Origin of the sequence: Arthrobacter sp. RIT-PI-e, from assembly GCF_001187915.1 — a bacterium.
GTDB lineage: Bacteria > Actinomycetota > Actinomycetes > Actinomycetales > Micrococcaceae > Arthrobacter_D.
This window is the reverse complement of record NZ_LGIU01000067.1, coordinates 1-15,477: the sequence shown is the minus strand read 5'-3', so window position 1 is coordinate 15,477 and position 15,477 is coordinate 1. Positions and strand designations below refer to the sequence as shown.

Genomic DNA, 15,477 nt, shown 5'->3' with positions numbered 1-15,477 from the left:
CTGCAGAGAGGAAACGCGTTGATCGCGCTTGCGCTCCCCGCCGCAACAACTGGAGAGGGTTTCGTCCCTCCCACGACGGATGAACTCCACCTCCCTGACGTGCTTCCCTGGGCCGCCGATTACGGTACCGGCGTGGGCAAGCAGATGATCCTGGTCCTGCTCTCGGTGGTCATCATCGCGTGGTTCTTCTCCAAGGCCGCCAAGAAGCAGGCCCTGGTTCCCTCCAAGCTCCAGCTGGTGGGCGAGATGGGATACGGCCTCGTCCGCGACTCGATCGGCAAGGACATCATCGGTCAGCGGGACTTCCTGAAGTTCGTCCCCCTGCTGTTCACGGTCTTCTTCTTCGTGCTCGTGAACAACATCTACGGCGCCATCCCGCTCATCCAGCTCCCCAGCTTCTCGCACCCCGGCAGCGCCTACGTGCTCGCGGGCATCATCTACGTCCTGTGGATCACCATCGGGATCCGCAAGCACGGCATCGGGTACTTCAAGATGGTCGTGGTGCCCTCGGGTGTCCCGTGGCCGCTGCTGATCATCCTGATCCCCATCGAGATCATCTCGAACTTCCTGGTCCGGCCCATCACGCACAGTCTCCGTCTGTTCGCCACCATGATGGCCGGCCACCTGATCGTGCTGCTGGCAGGCTCCGGCATCGAGTACCTCCTGGTCCTCCAGGACAACATCTTCCTCCAGGCGACCTCCGTGCTCGTCCTGGTGGGGGGCGTGGCCATGTACATGCTGGAGGCACTCATCATGGTCATCCAGGCCTACGTCTTCACGCTGCTCACTGCGATCTACATCCAGGGCGCACTGGCGGACGAACACTAAGCTTTCCCACCGGGGAAAACCTTAAACAACCTGCCCGTCCCGGGCATCTTGAAAGGAAAACAATGGAAATCTCAGGTAGCCTCAACGCAATCGGGTACGGCCTCTCCGCGATCGGTGGCGCCATCGGCGTCGGTCTCGTGTTCTACGCGTACATCACCGGTGTGGCCCGTCAGCCCGAAGCACAGCGTGTCCTGCAGCCCATCGCCTTCCTGGGTCTGGCCTTCACCGAAGCGCTCGCGATCCTCGGTCTGGTTCTCGCCTTCATCCTCGGATAGACGCACCATCGAGTATCGACCAGTTAGGACGGGTGAGACATGGACCAGATCGTGATTCTGGCCGCTGAAGGTAATCCGCTGCTTCCCAACCCCTGGGAAATCTTGGTGACGGGCGCCGGCTTCGCCGTCCTGCTGTACATCGTCATCAAGTACGTGGCACCGGCCTTCGAGAAGATCTATACGCAGCGTGTCGAGGCCATCGAGGGTGGCCTCGCGAAGGCGGAGACCGCCCAGGCCGAGGCGAACGCCGCACTCGAGGAGTACAAGCAGCAGCTCGTGGACTCGCGTGCGGAGGCGAACCGCATCCGCGAGGAAGCCCGGGCCGAGGGTGCGCAGATCCTTGCGGACCTGAAGGAGCAGGCGGCGGCCGAGTCGGCGCGCATCACGGCCCAGGCCCACGTGCAGATCGAGGCCGAGCGCCAGGCCGCCACCGTGGCACTGCGCGCGGAGGTGGGCACGCTCGCCGCCGATCTCGCCAGCCGGATCGTCGGGGAGTCCCTCGCGGACAACGCGCTCTCCTCACGCGTGGTGGATCGCTTCCTGGCCGACCTCGAGGCGTCCGACAGCGCAGGTGCAACCACGTAATGGCAGGTGTATCAAGCCTCTCGTTGGCCACCGCACGCGAGCAGCTCGAGCCACGGCTCGCCGGGGCGTCGCTTGCACTCGCGCGGGATCTCTTCGGAGTGCTCGAGATCCTTGACAGCAATGCCGGTCTGCGCCGTGCCCTGACGGATCCGTCCCGTACGGGCAAGGACAAGGCCGTACTGGTGGACCAGCTGATCTCGGGCCGGGTGTCCACCGAAGCACTCGGCGTGGTGCGGGACCTGGCGTCGGGGCGGTGGGCCTCACCGCGCGACATCGGGGACGCACTGGAGACCCTGGCCGCCACGGTGGTCATCGCCGTCGCGGAGCAGGGCGGAGCCGGAGCGGAGGGTCTCGAGCGACTCGAGGACCAGCTCCACGCGTTCATCACCACGGTGGCCTCCGACCACGGACTCCAGCGTGCGCTGTCCGAAGCACAGGCGAGCCCGGAATCCCGTGTCGCCCTCGCACTGAAGCTGGTGCCGGGAGCCGGGGACGCCGCACAGCTCCTCATCACCCAGGCGGTGGCATCGCCGCGCGGCCTCAAGCCGGCGGCACTCGTGGGGAGCTTCCTCGAGCTGGTCGCCGCGCGTCAGCAGCGGTGGATCGCCGAGGTCAGCGTCTCGCGACCGCTGACCCAGGTCCAGCACGACAAGCTGGTGTCCGGTCTGAACTCGATGTACGGACGGGACCTGAAGGTCAACGTGTCCATCGATCCATCCTTGGTCGGAGGTGTGCGCGTGAGCATCGGCGATGAAGTGGTCGACTCGACGGTAGCGACACGCCTGTCCGAGCTCCGCCGGAAGCTGGCGGGATAGGCCGTCGCGGCCTGATCAGCACAACCACACCGAACAACATCCAGGTCCCCGGGGAACCGGGGATCGCAACACAGGAGAGCAGGGATTGCAGATGGCCGAATTGACCATCAACGCCGAAGACGTCCGTAATGCGTTGAACGACTTTGCGGCATCCTACGAGCCCGGGAACGCCGAGCGCGTTGAAGTCGGCCGCGTGACCACGGCGAGTGACGGCATCGCCCGGGTCGAGGGACTTCCCTCCGCCATGGCGAACGAGCTCCTCCGTTTCGAGGACGGCACGCTGGGCCTCGCCCAGAACCTCGACACCCGTGAGATCGGCGTCGTCGTACTGGGTGACTACAACGGCATCGAAGAGGGCCAGGAGGTCCACCGCACCGGTGAGATCCTCTCCGTCCCCGTCGGTGACGCGTTCCTCGGCCGCGTCGTGGACCCGCTGGGCCAGCCCATCGACGACCTCGGCGAGATCGTCGCCGAGGGACGCCGTGCCCTGGAGACCCAGGCGCCCGGAGTGACCCAGCGCAAGTCGGTGCACGAGCCGATGCAGACCGGCCTCAAGGCGATCGACGCGATGATCCCGATCGGCCGCGGACAGCGCCAGCTGATCATCGGTGACCGCCAGACCGGCAAGACGGCCATCGCGGTGGACACGATCATCAACCAGAAGGCCAACTGGGCCTCGGGGGACGTGAACAAGCAGGTGCGCTGCATCTACGTCGCCATCGGCCAGAAGGCGTCGACCATCGCCGCCGTCCGGCAGACGCTCGAGGACAAGGGCGCGCTGGAGTACACCACCATCGTCGCCTCGCCGGCCTCCGACCCCGCCGGGTTCAAGTACCTGGCGCCCTACGCCGGCTCCGCCATCGGGCAGCACTGGATGTACGGCGGCAAGCACGTGCTGATCGTGTTCGACGACCTCTCCAAGCAGGCCGAGGCCTACCGTGCGGTGTCGCTGCTGCTGCGCCGCCCGCCGGGACGCGAGGCGTACCCGGGTGACGTGTTCTACCTGCACTCCCGCCTCCTGGAGCGCTGTGCCAAGCTCTCCGACGAGCTCGGTGCCGGTTCCATGACGGGTCTGCCGCTGATCGAGACGAAGGCCAACGACGTCTCGGCCTACATCCCGACCAACGTCATCTCCATCACCGACGGCCAGATCTTCCTGCAGTCGGACCTCTTCAACGCCAACCAGCGGCCGGCCGTCGACGTGGGCGTGTCCGTCTCCCGCGTGGGTGGTGCCGCACAGGTGAAGTCCATGAAGAAGGTCTCCGGTACCTTGAAGCTCGACCTGGCGCAGTACCGCGACATGCAGGCGTTCGCGATGTTCGCGTCCGACCTCGATGCCGCCTCCCGCCAGCAGCTGACCCGGGGTGCCCGCCTCATGGAGCTGCTGAAGCAGGGGCAGTACTCGCCGATGCCGGTGGAGCAACAGGTGGTCTCCATCTGGGCCGGTACCAACGGCTACCTCGACGACGTCCCGGTGGAGGACATCAACCGGTTCGAGACCCAGTTCCTGGAGCACCTCGGACACCGGTCGCAGATCCTCACCACCCTCGCCCAGACGGGCAAGCTCGAGGACTCGACGGCCGATGAGCTGAAGAGCCAGATCGTGAGCTTCAAGGAGGGCTTCTTCGGTGAGGGTGCCGACGGGTTCGGCGCCGGCACCGAGAGCCACGATGCGATCGAGGGCGAATCGGTCGAGCAGGAACAGATCGTTCGACAGAAGCGCTAGCGGACAGCGTACGGGAGGGGCGTGGAGCGCCCCTCCCGTACCGCAGTACCCTGGCCCTGATCGCCTCCCGCAGCGGAGGCGAAGGAAAGGACAAGAATGGGAGCCCAGATCCGGGTCTACCGCCAGAAGATCGCCTCGACCACGTCGACGCGGAAGATCTTCAAGGCGATGGAACTGATCGCGACTTCTCGTATCGGCAAGGCACGCACGCGTGTAGCAGCGGCGTTGCCCTACGCCAATGCGATCACCCGTGCGGTCTCGGCCGTGTCGTCGCAGTCGGAGATCGACCACCCGCTGACCACCGAGCACGGTGAGGTGCGGCGCGCGGCAGTGCTGGTCCTGACCTCCGACCGCGGTCTCGCCGGGTCCTACTCCGCCAGTGCGCTCAAGCAGGCCGAGGGTCTGTTCGAGAAGCTCCGCGGCGAGGGCAAGGAGATCCAGGCCTATCTCGTGGGCCGCAAGGCGCAGGCGTACTTCGACTTCCGCGGACGCGACTACGAGAAGGTGTGGACCGGAGGCACGGACGCGCCCGAGTTCGCCACGGCCCGGGAGATCGGCGAGACCCTGCTCGAGACGTTCCTCCGGGACTACGAGGACGGCGGTGCCGAGGAGATCCACGTGGTCTACACGAAGTTCCGCTCCATGGTGGTCCAGGAACCCTCGGTCATGCGGCTGCTGCCCCTCGAGGTCGTCGAGGAGGAAGTGACCCAGACGGGCGACCTCCTCCCGCTGTACGAGTACGAACCCGATCCCGAACAGGTGCTGGACGCCCTCCTGCCGCGCTACATCGAATCCCGGATCTTCGCGGCACTGCTGCAGGCGGCAGCGAGCGAACTCGCCGCGCGTCAGCGCGCCATGAAGTCCGCGGGCGACAACGCGACCGAGCTCATCAAGAAGTACACCCGGCTGCGCAACACCGCCCGCCAGGCGGAGATCACCCAGGAGCTCTCGGAGATCGTGGCCGGCGCGGACGCGCTCAACGCCTCCTGACGCCTCCCGCACCGGGAGCCCCGAGCCCTCAGGTGCACAGCTAGACTTGTTCCCACGCCAGCTACGTAAATGAAGTGAGAGACATGACTGCCCAGACTGTTGAACGCGGTACGGACTCAGTTGCCCCCGGCGCCACCGGCCGTATTGCACGTGTCATCGGCCCCGTCGTGGACGTCGAGTTCCCGGCCGACGCGATCCCCGCAATGTACAACGCCCTCACCACCGAGATCACCCTCGGCGGGGAGACCCGGCTGATCACCTTCGAGACCTCGCAGCACCTCGGTGACAACCTGGTCCGCGCGATCTCGCTGCAGGCCACCGACGGCCTGGTGCGCGGCACCGTGGTCCAGGACACCGGTGCCCCGATCTCTGTCCCCGTGGGCGACGGCGTCAAGGGGCACATCTTCAACGTCCTCGGCAAGCCGCTCGACGTCGAGGAGTCCGCGCTGGAGATCTCCGAGCGCTGGCCGATCCACCGCTCCGCGCCGAGCTTCGCCTCGCTCGAGGGCTCCACCGAGATGCTGGAGACCGGCATCAAGGTGATCGACCTCCTCACCCCCTACATCAAGGGTGGCAAGATCGGCCTGTTCGGCGGCGCCGGCGTCGGCAAGACCGTGCTCATCCAGGAGATGATCACGCGTGTGGCACGCAACTTCGGTGGTACCTCGGTGTTCGCCGGTGTCGGTGAGCGTACCCGTGAGGGCAACGACCTCTGGGTCGAGATGGAGGAGGCGGGAGTCCTGAAGGACACCGCCCTCGTGTTCGGCCAGATGGACGAGCCGCCCGGAACGCGCCTGCGTGTGGCCCTGTCCGCGCTGACCATGGCGGAGTACTTCCGCGATGTGCAGAACCAGGACGTGCTGCTGTTCATCGACAACATCTTCCGCTTCACCCAGGCCGGTTCAGAGGTGTCGACCCTGCTGGGCCGTATGCCCTCCGCCGTGGGCTACCAGCCGAACCTCGCCGATGAGATGGGTCTCCTGCAGGAGCGCATCACCTCGACGAAGGGCCACTCGATCACGTCCATGCAGGCGATCTATGTGCCTGCCGACGACTACACCGACCCGGCCCCGGCGACCACGTTCGCGCACCTCGACGCGACCACCGAGCTCTCCCGCGAGATCGCGTCCCGTGGCCTGTACCCGGCCGTGGACCCGCTCGCCTCGACCTCGCGCATCCTGGACCCGCAGTACATCGGTCACGACCACTACAACACCGCGGTGCGCGTGAAGCAGATCCTGCAGAAGAACAAGGAACTGCAGGACATCATCGCGATCCTCGGTATCGACGAACTCGGCGAGGAGGACAAGGTGATCGTGGCCCGTGCGCGCCGCATCCAGCAGTTCCTCTCGCAGAACACCTACACCGCCAAGCAGTTCACCGGTGTGGAGGGTTCCACGGTCTCCATCAAGGACACCATCGAGGGCTTCTCGGCGATCTGCAACGGCGATCTCGACCACATCGCGGAGCAGGCGTTCTTCAACGTCGGTGGCCTCGACGACGTCGAGCGCCAGTGGGCCAAGATCCAAGAGCAGACCGGTAAGTAGCGCCGATGGCAACCCACGGCGAACTAGAGGTCGAGATCGTCGCGGCCGACCACTTCGTGTGGTCGGGCCCGGCGCGCTCGGTGAACGCACGCACCACGAACGGGCAGATCGGGATCCTCCCCGGTCACACGCCCATCCTGGCGATCCTCGAAGCAGGTGAACTGTCGGTGGAGCCGGTGAACGGCGACCGCCTGGAGGTGGGCGTCGACGGCGGTTTCTTCTCCGTCGACTCCAACCGCGTGGTGATCGTGGCGGACAACGCGCGGGTCGGCGGTTCGGTGTCCCCGGAAGCCGACTAGCCACGCATGGAGCCGTTGGGTGTGACGGTCGTCTGTCTCGGAGCGGTCTTCGGGCTGTTCGTGCTCGTGATCGTCGCGTTCCTGCTCCGCCGCTTCCAGCTCAACCGCACCCTCGGTACCTTCGACTCCTCCATCCGCCTCCCTCCCCAGGGCTGGCGGGTGGGGGTTTGTCGTTACACGGACAAGAACCTGGAGTGGCTGAGCCTGCTCTCGCTGAGCCCACGGCCACGGTTCCGCTTCCTGCGCAGTTCACTCCAGGTGGAGGGCTGGCGGGAGCCCACGGAGGCGGAGCGGGTGCGCATCCAGCCCGGTGCGATCGTCGTCCGGCTGACCCACGAGGGTCAGCCGATGGAGCTCGCGATGAAGTACGACGTCTACGCCGGCCTGTCCTCCTGGATCGAGGCCGGGCCCGTGATCGGAATCGGCACCTGGCGCTAGGCCCACCGGTTGTCCGCGCAGGACCTCACCGGTCACCCGGCGAGATCCTCGTCGAGCGGCAGGATCCAGGTCCCCTGGCGCAGCACACCCCGTACCTCGAAGTCCGGTGACACCACCACCGCGTCCGCGCGCAGACCCGCGCGCAGACCTCCCACCTCGTCCGCCAGCCCGAGGACGGCCGCCGGGACGGAGGATGCCGCCCGCACCGCGTCCTCGACGGCGACGCCGGCCCGCACCGTGCTGCGCACCACGTCGACAAGCGTCCCCGCACCTCCGGCGAGTGCTCCGGTGTCGGCGAGCACGGCGGTGCCGCCCACGACGGTCACCTCGCGCCCGCCGAGCCGGTAGGACCCGGACGCGCAGCCCGCCGCCGCCGTCGCGTCGCTGACCAGGCAGATGTTCTCCGCCCCCGCGATCGTGAACGCCATCCGCACGGTCTCCGGGTGGAGGTGGACGCCGTCCGCGACCAGCTCGACGGCGATCTCGCCGAGCCGCGCCCGCTGGAGCAGGAGCGGCACCGGTCCCGGGACCCGATGGTGCAGCGGCGGCATCGCGTTGAACAGGTGCGTGGCGGTGGGCCGGCCGCTGAAGCCCACGAACCCGGTGGAGGCAAGCTCCTCACAGATGAGGTCCAGGGCGGCCGTGGTCTGCTCCGTGGAGGCGTCGGTGTGACCGATCGAGGGGATGACCCCGTGCATCACGAGGTCGTAGACCAGGGCGTCGCTGCCGGGCAGCTCCGGTGCGTACGTCATGGAGGTGAGCTGCCCGCGAGCGGCGGCCAGCAGGCGGATCGTGTCCTCGTGGTCCGGCAGCAGCAGGTGCGCCGGATCGTGGGCCCCGCTGCGCTCCGGTGACAGGTACGGGCCCTCGGCGTGGATGCCGGCGAGCAGGCCGTCGTCCACCTCGTCGGCGAGCCTGCCGAAGGCGGCCTCGAGCTCGTGGACGGGTGCGGCGCAGGTGCTGGCGAGCACCGTCGTCGAGCCCCTGCCGTGCAGGAACCGCGCCGCCCGCCGGATCTCCTCGGGTGAGCCGGAGGTGAAGTCGCCCCCGCCGCCGCCGTGGCAGTGCAGGTCCACGAGTCCGGGGAGGATCAGGAAGTCCTCGGGGAGCCGCACCGCGGAGGCCTCCACCGCACCGTCCGCGGGTCCCGCCGCCGTGATGCGGCCGTCCTGCCAGCTCAGGACGCCGTGGTCGAAGGTGACGGACTCGCTGACCAGTCGTCCGTACAGGGCAGTGGGCGTTGTGCGCTCGTGGGCCATCCCCCGAGTCTAGGGCGTCGGTGGTCCGGACCCTATGGGTCTAGAAGAGCCGGGACGCGCTGTCGTCCACGCCGCGCATGGCGTCGTAGTCGAGGGTCAGGCAGTCGATCCCGCGGTCGGTGGCGAGGGTCCGGGCCTGCGGCTTGATCTGCTGCGCGGCGAACACCCCGCGCACCGGGGACATCAGGGGGTCACGGTTGAGGAGCTCGAGGTAGCGCGTGAGCTGTTCCACGCCGTCGATGTCGCCGCGGCGCTTGAGCTCGATCGCCACGGTGCGCCCCTGCGGGTCCCGGGCCAGGATGTCCACGGGACCGATCGCCGTCATGTACTCCCGGCGGATGAGGGAGGAACCGGTGCCCAGCAGCTCGATCTGTTCGGCCAGCAGTCGTTGGAGGTCGGCCTCCACGCCGTCCTTCACCAGACCCGGGTCCACGCCGAGGTCGTGCGAGGAGTCGTGGAGCTGCTCCCGGATGCTGATCACCAGCCTGTCGTCGCTCTTGGCGTGCTGCACGGTCCACACCTCGGTGATGCCCTCGGCGCGGTCGGCGTCGTCGGGTCCGCTCACCCGGAGCGTGGCCGGAGGGCTCATCCAGTTCAGGGGTTTGTAGGAGCCGCCGTCCGAGTGCACCAGGACGGAGCCGTCCGATTTCACCATCAGGAGGCGGGTGGCCAGGGGCAGATGCGCGCGGAGGCGGCCGACGTAGTCGACGGAGCAGCGGGCAATGACGAGACGCACGCCGACGACTCTACCGGCACCGGGTCCTCGCAGCTGCACGCACGTGCCCGCTCGGGGGTCCGATCGGGCACACTGGGGAGATGCCCCGCTCCAACCGACCGAACCGTCCGCGCAGTTCCGCGCGTCCCAAGTGGGACGCTCCGCCGGAGCCGGATCTCGAGCGGGCCCGGGTGGGTCTGCCCCTGCGCCAGTCGGCCCCCGACGGCGAGTGGACCGTGCGCCGGATCACGGAGCGCAATGCGGCGAAGACGTACACCTGCCCCGGCTGCCACGCGTCCATCCTGCCGGGGATCGCCCACCTGGTGGTGTGGCGCGAGGACTCGCTCTTCGGGCCGGAGACGGCCCTGGCGGACCGCCGGCACTGGCACGTGCGGTGCTGGCAAACGCGCAGCTTCCGCTACCAGTAGCCGGAGCACGCCACCGTCATGGCAGGCGGGCGCACACGCCCACCTAGACTGGGGGCCATGACGCGCGATGCCCCCGAGTACACCTACACCACCGGCGAGGCGCCGATCGAGATCCGTGCCTCGACGGTGCTGCCCGCTGAACGCCGGAACATCGAGCTCGTGACCGAGGACGGTCTGACGCTCGTGGGGGAGTTCGCGGCACCGGTGGGAGGCGTTCCCGAGGCCACCCTCGTGACCTTCCACCCCCTGCCCACGCACGGCGGCTTCATGGACTCCCACGTGTACAAGAAGGCGTCCTACCGCCTGCCCGCCCTGGCGGACGTCGCCGTCCTCCGCTTCAACACCCGGGGCACCTGCTCCCCGCGCGGCTGCAGTGAGGGGACCTTCGACGGCGGCGGGGCCGAGCGCCTGGACGTGCAGGCCGCCGTGGACTGGGCCGTGGCCCAGGGGCTGCACGACATCTGGCTGGTGGGCTGGTCCTTCGGCACCGAGTTGTGCCTGAAGTACGGCGCGAGCGACCCGGTGGCCGAGCTGATCGAGGGCGCGATCCTGCTCTCCCCGCCGCTGCACCGCGCCGGCGACGACGACCTCGACACCTGGGCCGCCAGCGGGTTGCCCCTGAAGGTGCTCGTCCCGGAGTTCGACGACTACCTCGTGCCCGACGAGGCGGTGAAGCGCTTCGCGCGCGTCCCGCACGCCGAGGTCACCGGCGTGGACGGTGCCAAGCACCTCTGGGTGGGGGAGAAGTACGCCGCCCGGGTGCTCGACGAGATCGTCGGCGTGGTGCGACCCGGCGTCGGGCTCCCCCTGCCCTCGGAGTGGAGCGGACCGTCCGCCGTCGCACCCCCGGCCACCGCGGGCCGGTGAGGCACACCCGCTACTGGCTGTCCTGGTGCGCGATGAACACTTCCTTGAGCAGCAGCATCACGGCCGCCGCGGGGGGGATGGCGATCAGGCACCGGGCACGCCGAGGGGCGGGCCGCCGGCGATCACGGCGATCCCCGCGACCGCCCCTGGGACGGCCACGGCCCGCTGCATGATGCGCGGTGAGATGAAGTACGCCTCGAACTGCAGGTAGGCCACGTACGGGACTGCGAACAGCAGCGCGGTGTGCCACCCCACCGTGAGCGCGATCAGGCTGACGACGACGGCGGCGATGGTACCGCCCACCAGCGGGATGAAGGCCAGGAGCGCGACGACGAAGGCCAGGAGCACCGAGAACGGGACGTCCGCGACGGACATCACGATGAACGCGAAGCTGCCGTTGAGGATCCCCACGCAGGCCTGGCCGATCACGTACATGCCCACGCTGCGGGTGATCTCCTCGGACAGGACCTCCACGCGGGCGCGCGGGGTGGGGGGCGCGAGCCGGTAGGCCCACCTCTTCATGGAGGGCAGGGACGCCAGGAAGTACAGGGTGAGCACCAGGACCACGAGGGTGCCGAACAGCCCGTTGAGGATCACCGAGCCCACCCCGAGCACCCCGCCGAAGATGCCGCCCACGGCCTCGTTGTTGGCGAAGAACCGGTCGATCTCGGTACTCACGCGATCCCGTACCTGGAACTGCTCGTCGACCGTGGTGAAGAACTCCGAGTTGAGGAAATCGTCGGCGTACCCCGGGCCACGGTCCACGATCTGCGAGGTCTGGTTGACGATCGTGGGGATGAGCAGCGAGAAGAAGCCTGCCACGATCCCGAGGAGCACCAGCAGGGACAGTGCTATCCCGGCCGGCCGTGGCACCCGCTTGGTCTCGAGCCACCGCACGATCGGATCGAGCCCGAGCGCGATGAACAGCGCGGCCCCGATCCACACCATGAGCTCGCCCACGTTGGTGATGATGAAGAACGCCAGCAGGGCGAGACCCACGCCCACCGTGGTCATGAACCCGAAGTGGATGGGGTGGTTCCGCATGCTCCGCGGGTAGGCGCCCCCGAACTTCAGCCGTTCGTCGGAGAGGGAGACATCGGGATCCACCGGTACCGGCCCGGGATCACGCTCGGGGGGGAACTCAAAGCGCTGCCGGGACGGGGCGGTGGTGAGGGATCTCCGTGCGAGGGTCAGGAATCCGCGCACACCGGTGGGAGCGGGAGGGGGTGGGCCGCTTCCCCCGTCCCGTCCTGCATCCTCGCGGTCCGTACCGGTGTGCGCGGATCCCGGCCCGGGGAGCGGCTGGTCCAGCGGGACGTCGTGGTGTGTCACGTAGAGCTCTGCTTTCGCGTCATCGGTGCCTCTACCGCGGATGGTACGACAAGCGAAACCCTAACAGCCGGGTGCCACCGTCCGTAGTCCGGCGTGGGCCCCTCGAGGGACCATTCCCGCGGGGGACACGGGGCGGGGGCGACCCGACGACGGCGTACTCCACAGGCACGGCCGGCGGGGCGGAATGTCGTTACGATGAGGACATCGTCCCCGCCCGCGTGCTGCTGCGGTCCGCATGTCGGTCGGGGAGGCAGGGCGTGAGCGGGCGGAAGGCCCACCGTCGCGGACGACGATAGGCAGCCAGTGCGGATGAAGACAGCGATACCGATCATCGTGGCCGGTCTCCTGCTGATGCTGCTCGGCGTCGGGCAGCAGACACTGTGGGCGCCCGACGAGACGGTGACCGCGAGCGTGCGCGAGGACCCGGCGGCAGCCCCGGTCACGGTGGTGGATCCGCGGGTGGTCGGTGACTCGAGCGAGTTCCTCGAGCTGACCGTGGAGGCGGACGGTCCGTTCGTCCTGGCCGCCGGCCGGTCCGCGGACGTGGCGGCGTGGGTCGGCGACGCGGCGCGCGTGAGCGTGACCGGGCGGTCCGAGGACGTGCTGACGGTGGAGCGCACGGACGGCGAGGACGCCGTCCCCGATCCCCGGGGCAGTGATCTCTGGGTGGTCGAGGAGCCCGGCGACGGCACGCTGACCTACCGGTGGAACGCGCCCGCGGAGGGCGAGTGGTCCATACTGCTCGCAGCCGACGGTACGGACCCTGCCCCCGTGCAGCTCTCCGTGGTGGTCCCCGCCGATTCCTCCACACCCTTCGCCCTCCCGCTGATCATCGGCGGCGCGCTCGTCGTCGTCCTGGGGATCGTCATGCTCCTCCTGCCACCGCGCGGACGCGGTGGCAGGCGTGCAGGAGCCGGGACACGCGCCCACGCGCGGCAGCGACCTGGGGCGCGCACCCGGCGCGGGCGGCGCGCCCGGCCGCGCCCGGCCCGGTGGTGACCGCCCTGGTGGCCATGTGCGCGATCGGTGCGGGTCCACTGGTCCTCGCGGCCCCCGGGCTGGCCACCACCACGCCCGCCCCGGGCAGCAGCGGCGGTACTCCGTCACCGGCCGTCGCCACGGGCGCACCGTCGGCGGGGAGCGTGGCGAGCGGCCCGCCCGTGGTCCTCGACACCCAGCTCACGCGGATCCTCCGAGCGGTCGCGACCACCGCCGAGGAAGCCGATGCCGCCGCCGACGCAGGGTTGCTGACAGGCCGGATCGGGGGAGCCGCGGGTGAATTGAGAGCGGGGGCCTATGCATTGCAGGCAGCCGACGACGCCGCGGCCGCGCTGCCCCCGGTGACCGCCGCCCCGGTGCTCCTGGACCTGATCCCCACGAGCGAGGGGTGGCCACGCAGCATCGTGGCGCTCACCCAGGGGGAGGAGGACCCGGTGCCCCAGGCCCTCCTGCTCACGCAGGGATCGCCGCGCGAGAACTACCTGCTGGTGTCGGCGATCCAGATGCTGCCCGGCAGCACCTTCCCCTCACCACCCACCGCGGGGGCCACCGGGCCCGTGGCCCTCGACGACGCCGGAGCGCTGAACGCCGCCCCGCAGGACGCGGTGACGGCGATCGCCGATCACCTGACGGACCCCGACGACGCCGCGGTGCAGACCTTCGAGGACAACTCCTTCACCGACGCCATCATCGACTTCCAGGCCGAGGTGGTGGCCGATCCCGGCAACGACGCTGCGACGATCACCTTCACCCACACCGCCGTCCCCGACCGCACCGAGGCCCTCCTGACGGGGGACGGAGGGGCGATGGTGTTCGGGTACCTCGAGCACACCTACTCCAGCGTCCCGAGATCCTCGGGCGACACCATCGATCTCACGGGTACCGTCTACCAGGAGCTCACCGGACAGGACACCAGCGAGAGCGGCATCGATGTGAACTACGGTGAAGCCGTGATGATGTACGTCCCACCGGCCGGGAGCGATGCCACCATCAGGGTCGTCGGAGCCGCGCAGCAACTGCTGTCGGCCACCCTCCGCTGAGGCGGGTGCACCGAGGCCGGCGCACCGGGCCGTACCGGGAGCAATGAGCAGCAGTCAACGAAAGGTAAGAGCATTGTCCACACCAGCACAGCGCGGCGGGATACCGCCGTCGAGCATGAACCTGCGGGGAGCCGTGGACCTGTCCGCGCTCAAGGCGCGGGCAGACGCCGCCGCACGCCCGGCTGCACCACGCCAGGCGGAGGCCACCGCGAGCCCCTACGTCGTCGAGGTGACGGAGCAGACCTTCCCGCAGCTGGTGCAGCTCTCCTCCGAGGTGCCGGTGGTGGTCAACCTCCGCGCCACCTGGAGCGAGCAGTCGCAGCAGGTGACGGCCGTCCTCGAGGCCGCCGCCGTGGAGCTCGACGGCCGGGTGCTGCTCGCCAACGTGGACCTGGAGGCGCATCCCCAGATCGCCCAGGCCTTCCAGGCACAGGGGGCGCCCACGGTCGTCGCGGTGGTCAAGGGCCAGCCCGTACCGCTGTTCGAGGGGGCCCTGGCGGACCAGCAGATCCGTGCCTACCTCGACGAACTCCTGAAGGTGGCCGAGGCCAACGGGGTCACCGGGACGCTCAACGACGGATCCCAGCCGGAGTCCGACATGCCGGCGGACCCGGAGCTCCCCCCACTGCACCAGGAGGCCTTCGATGCCATCGAGCGGAGTGACTACCCGGCCGCCGCCGCCGCGTACCGCCGGGCGCTCGCCGAGCAACCCGCCGACGCCGAGGCGAAGGCGGGCCTGGCCCAGGTCGAGCTGATGCAGCGTGTCCAGGATCTGGACGCCGCCGCGATCCGGGAGCAGGGGGCCCAGCAGCCGGACGCGGTGGACGCCCAGCTCGCCGTCGCCGATCTCGATCTCACGGGGGGCCATGTGGAGGACGCGTTCAACCGCGTCATCTCCTTCATCGGGCGTGCGGCGGGCGAGGACCGGGAGACGGCGCGCAAGCGCCTGCTGGACCTGTTCGACGTCGTCGGCGTCTCCGATCCGCGCGTGACCAAGGCCCGGAGCGCTCTCGCCAGGGCACTGTTCTAGGTCCCGGCCCGTTCCTTCCCCTCCCGCACGAGCAGTTCCGGGGGGGGGGGGGGGGGGGGGGGAAGGCCCCCCCGCGGCCCCCCTCGGGGGGCGGGGGGGGGCCCCCGGGGGGGCCCCGGGGTCTTCTTTCCCGGGGGTGGCCCCCTGGGGGGGGTTCCGGCCCGTGGCCCTCGATGCGAGAGGGCCCCCCGCGGGGCGGTGGCCGTCGATGCCGCCCCCCACGACCCCCGCTCCCGCCACACCGGAGATGTAGGAGACGTGGCGGAACTCTTCCCGCCGGTGCACGTTGCTGATGTGCACCTCC

The 15,477-nt window shown here is 69.2% G+C and carries 16 protein-coding genes and 2 pseudogenes; 14 read left to right on the top strand and 4 right to left on the bottom strand.

Annotated elements, in window-relative coordinates; all coding sequences use genetic code 11:
* The first annotated feature begins 18 nt into the window (after positions 1 to 18).
* From atpB to AC792_RS09885, 9 genes are all read left to right on the top strand, one after another.
* A complete protein-coding gene (gene atpB, locus AC792_RS09925; protein WP_049830374.1) occupies positions 19 to 828 on the top strand; it encodes a F0F1 ATP synthase subunit A in 810 nt (269 codons plus the stop codon).
* A 62-nt stretch (positions 829 to 890) separates the two neighbouring features.
* Positions 891 to 1,103 (top strand): ATP synthase subunit C, encoded by a 213-nt coding sequence (locus AC792_RS09920; protein ID WP_049830373.1) that lies wholly within the window; start codon positions 891 to 893, stop codon positions 1,101 to 1,103.
* Between the two features lie 39 nt (positions 1,104 to 1,142).
* Positions 1,143 to 1,688, top strand: coding sequence for a F0F1 ATP synthase subunit B (locus AC792_RS09915; protein WP_049830372.1), 546 nt, complete (start codon positions 1,143 to 1,145; stop codon positions 1,686 to 1,688).
* Positions 1,688 to 2,503 carry a F0F1 ATP synthase subunit delta gene (locus tag AC792_RS09910; RefSeq protein WP_049830371.1) on the top strand — a complete coding sequence of 272 codons (816 nt, stop codon included), beginning with the start codon at positions 1,688 to 1,690 and terminating at the stop codon, positions 2,501 to 2,503. The genes AC792_RS09915 and AC792_RS09910 overlap by 1 nt, the downstream gene beginning before the upstream one ends.
* A 91-nt stretch (positions 2,504 to 2,594) precedes the next feature.
* Entirely contained in the window at positions 2,595 to 4,229 is a 1,635-nt protein-coding gene (gene atpA, locus AC792_RS09905; protein WP_049830370.1) for a F0F1 ATP synthase subunit alpha, read from the top strand.
* 96 nt (positions 4,230 to 4,325) lie between these two features.
* Positions 4,326 to 5,219 carry a F0F1 ATP synthase subunit gamma gene (locus AC792_RS09900; RefSeq protein ID WP_049830369.1) on the top strand — a complete coding sequence of 298 codons (894 nt, stop codon included), beginning with the start codon at positions 4,326 to 4,328 and terminating at the stop codon, positions 5,217 to 5,219.
* Positions 5,220 to 5,302: 83 nt separating this feature from the next.
* Positions 5,303 to 6,766 (top strand): F0F1 ATP synthase subunit beta, encoded by a 1,464-nt coding sequence (gene atpD, locus AC792_RS09895; protein WP_049830368.1) that lies wholly within the window; start codon positions 5,303 to 5,305, stop codon positions 6,764 to 6,766.
* Positions 6,767 to 6,771: 5 nt separating this feature from the next.
* Positions 6,772 to 7,065, top strand: a complete 294-nt coding sequence (locus AC792_RS09890) for a F0F1 ATP synthase subunit epsilon (protein ID WP_049830367.1) — start codon at positions 6,772 to 6,774, stop codon at positions 7,063 to 7,065.
* A 6-nt stretch (positions 7,066 to 7,071) separates the two neighbouring features.
* Positions 7,072 to 7,503, top strand: coding sequence for a DUF2550 domain-containing protein (locus AC792_RS09885; RefSeq protein WP_049830366.1), 432 nt, complete (start codon positions 7,072 to 7,074; stop codon positions 7,501 to 7,503).
* A gap of 32 nt (positions 7,504 to 7,535) precedes the next feature.
* On the opposite strand, the gene AC792_RS09880 is transcribed toward AC792_RS09885, so the two are convergent.
* Both AC792_RS09880 and nucS read right to left on the bottom strand, forming a co-directional pair.
* Positions 7,536 to 8,762, bottom strand: a complete 1,227-nt coding sequence (locus tag AC792_RS09880) for an N-acetylglucosamine-6-phosphate deacetylase (RefSeq protein WP_049830365.1) — start codon at positions 8,760 to 8,762, stop codon at positions 7,536 to 7,538.
* Between the two features lie 40 nt (positions 8,763 to 8,802).
* Positions 8,803 to 9,498: an endonuclease NucS gene (gene nucS / locus AC792_RS09875; protein ID WP_049830364.1), complete on the bottom strand. Its 696-nt coding sequence runs from the start codon at positions 9,496 to 9,498 to the stop codon at positions 8,803 to 8,805.
* An 80-nt stretch (positions 9,499 to 9,578) separates the two neighbouring features.
* Between nucS and AC792_RS09870 the strand changes: the two genes are divergently transcribed.
* Together AC792_RS09870 and AC792_RS09865 are read left to right on the top strand one after the other, a co-directional pair.
* Positions 9,579 to 9,905, top strand: a complete 327-nt coding sequence (locus tag AC792_RS09870; RefSeq protein ID WP_049830363.1) for a hypothetical protein — start codon at positions 9,579 to 9,581, stop codon at positions 9,903 to 9,905.
* A gap of 57 nt (positions 9,906 to 9,962) precedes the next feature.
* On the top strand, positions 9,963 to 10,772 hold the full coding sequence (locus AC792_RS09865) for an alpha/beta hydrolase (protein WP_049830362.1): 810 nt from the start codon (positions 9,963 to 9,965) through the stop codon (positions 10,770 to 10,772).
* A gap of 10 nt (positions 10,773 to 10,782) precedes the next feature.
* Here AC792_RS09865 and AC792_RS09860 read toward each other — a convergent pair.
* Positions 10,783 to 12,083, bottom strand: a pseudogene (locus AC792_RS09860) (AI-2E family transporter).
* 330 nt (positions 12,084 to 12,413) lie between these two features.
* On the opposite strand from AC792_RS09860, the gene AC792_RS09855 reads away from it, so the two are divergent.
* The 3 genes from AC792_RS09855 to AC792_RS17515 all read left to right on the top strand — a co-directional run bounded on the left by AC792_RS09855 (position 12,414) and on the right by AC792_RS17515 (position 15,173).
* Positions 12,414 to 13,103: a hypothetical protein gene (locus tag AC792_RS09855; RefSeq protein ID WP_152916131.1), complete on the top strand. Its 690-nt coding sequence runs from the start codon at positions 12,414 to 12,416 to the stop codon at positions 13,101 to 13,103.
* Positions 13,097 to 14,143 (top strand): hypothetical protein, encoded by a 1,047-nt coding sequence (locus AC792_RS09850; protein ID WP_152916130.1) that lies wholly within the window; start codon positions 13,097 to 13,099, stop codon positions 14,141 to 14,143. The genes AC792_RS09855 and AC792_RS09850 overlap by 7 nt, the downstream gene beginning before the upstream one ends.
* Positions 14,144 to 14,216: 73 nt before the next feature.
* Positions 14,217 to 15,173: a tetratricopeptide repeat protein gene (locus tag AC792_RS17515; protein ID WP_049830359.1), complete on the top strand. Its 957-nt coding sequence runs from the start codon at positions 14,217 to 14,219 to the stop codon at positions 15,171 to 15,173.
* 207 nt (positions 15,174 to 15,380) lie between these two features.
* Here the strand turns inward: AC792_RS17515 and AC792_RS17510 are convergent.
* A pseudogene (locus AC792_RS17510) lies at positions 15,381 to 15,473 on the bottom strand (type II 3-dehydroquinate dehydratase); the annotation flags it as partial.
* Positions 15,474 to 15,477 lie beyond the last annotated feature (4 nt).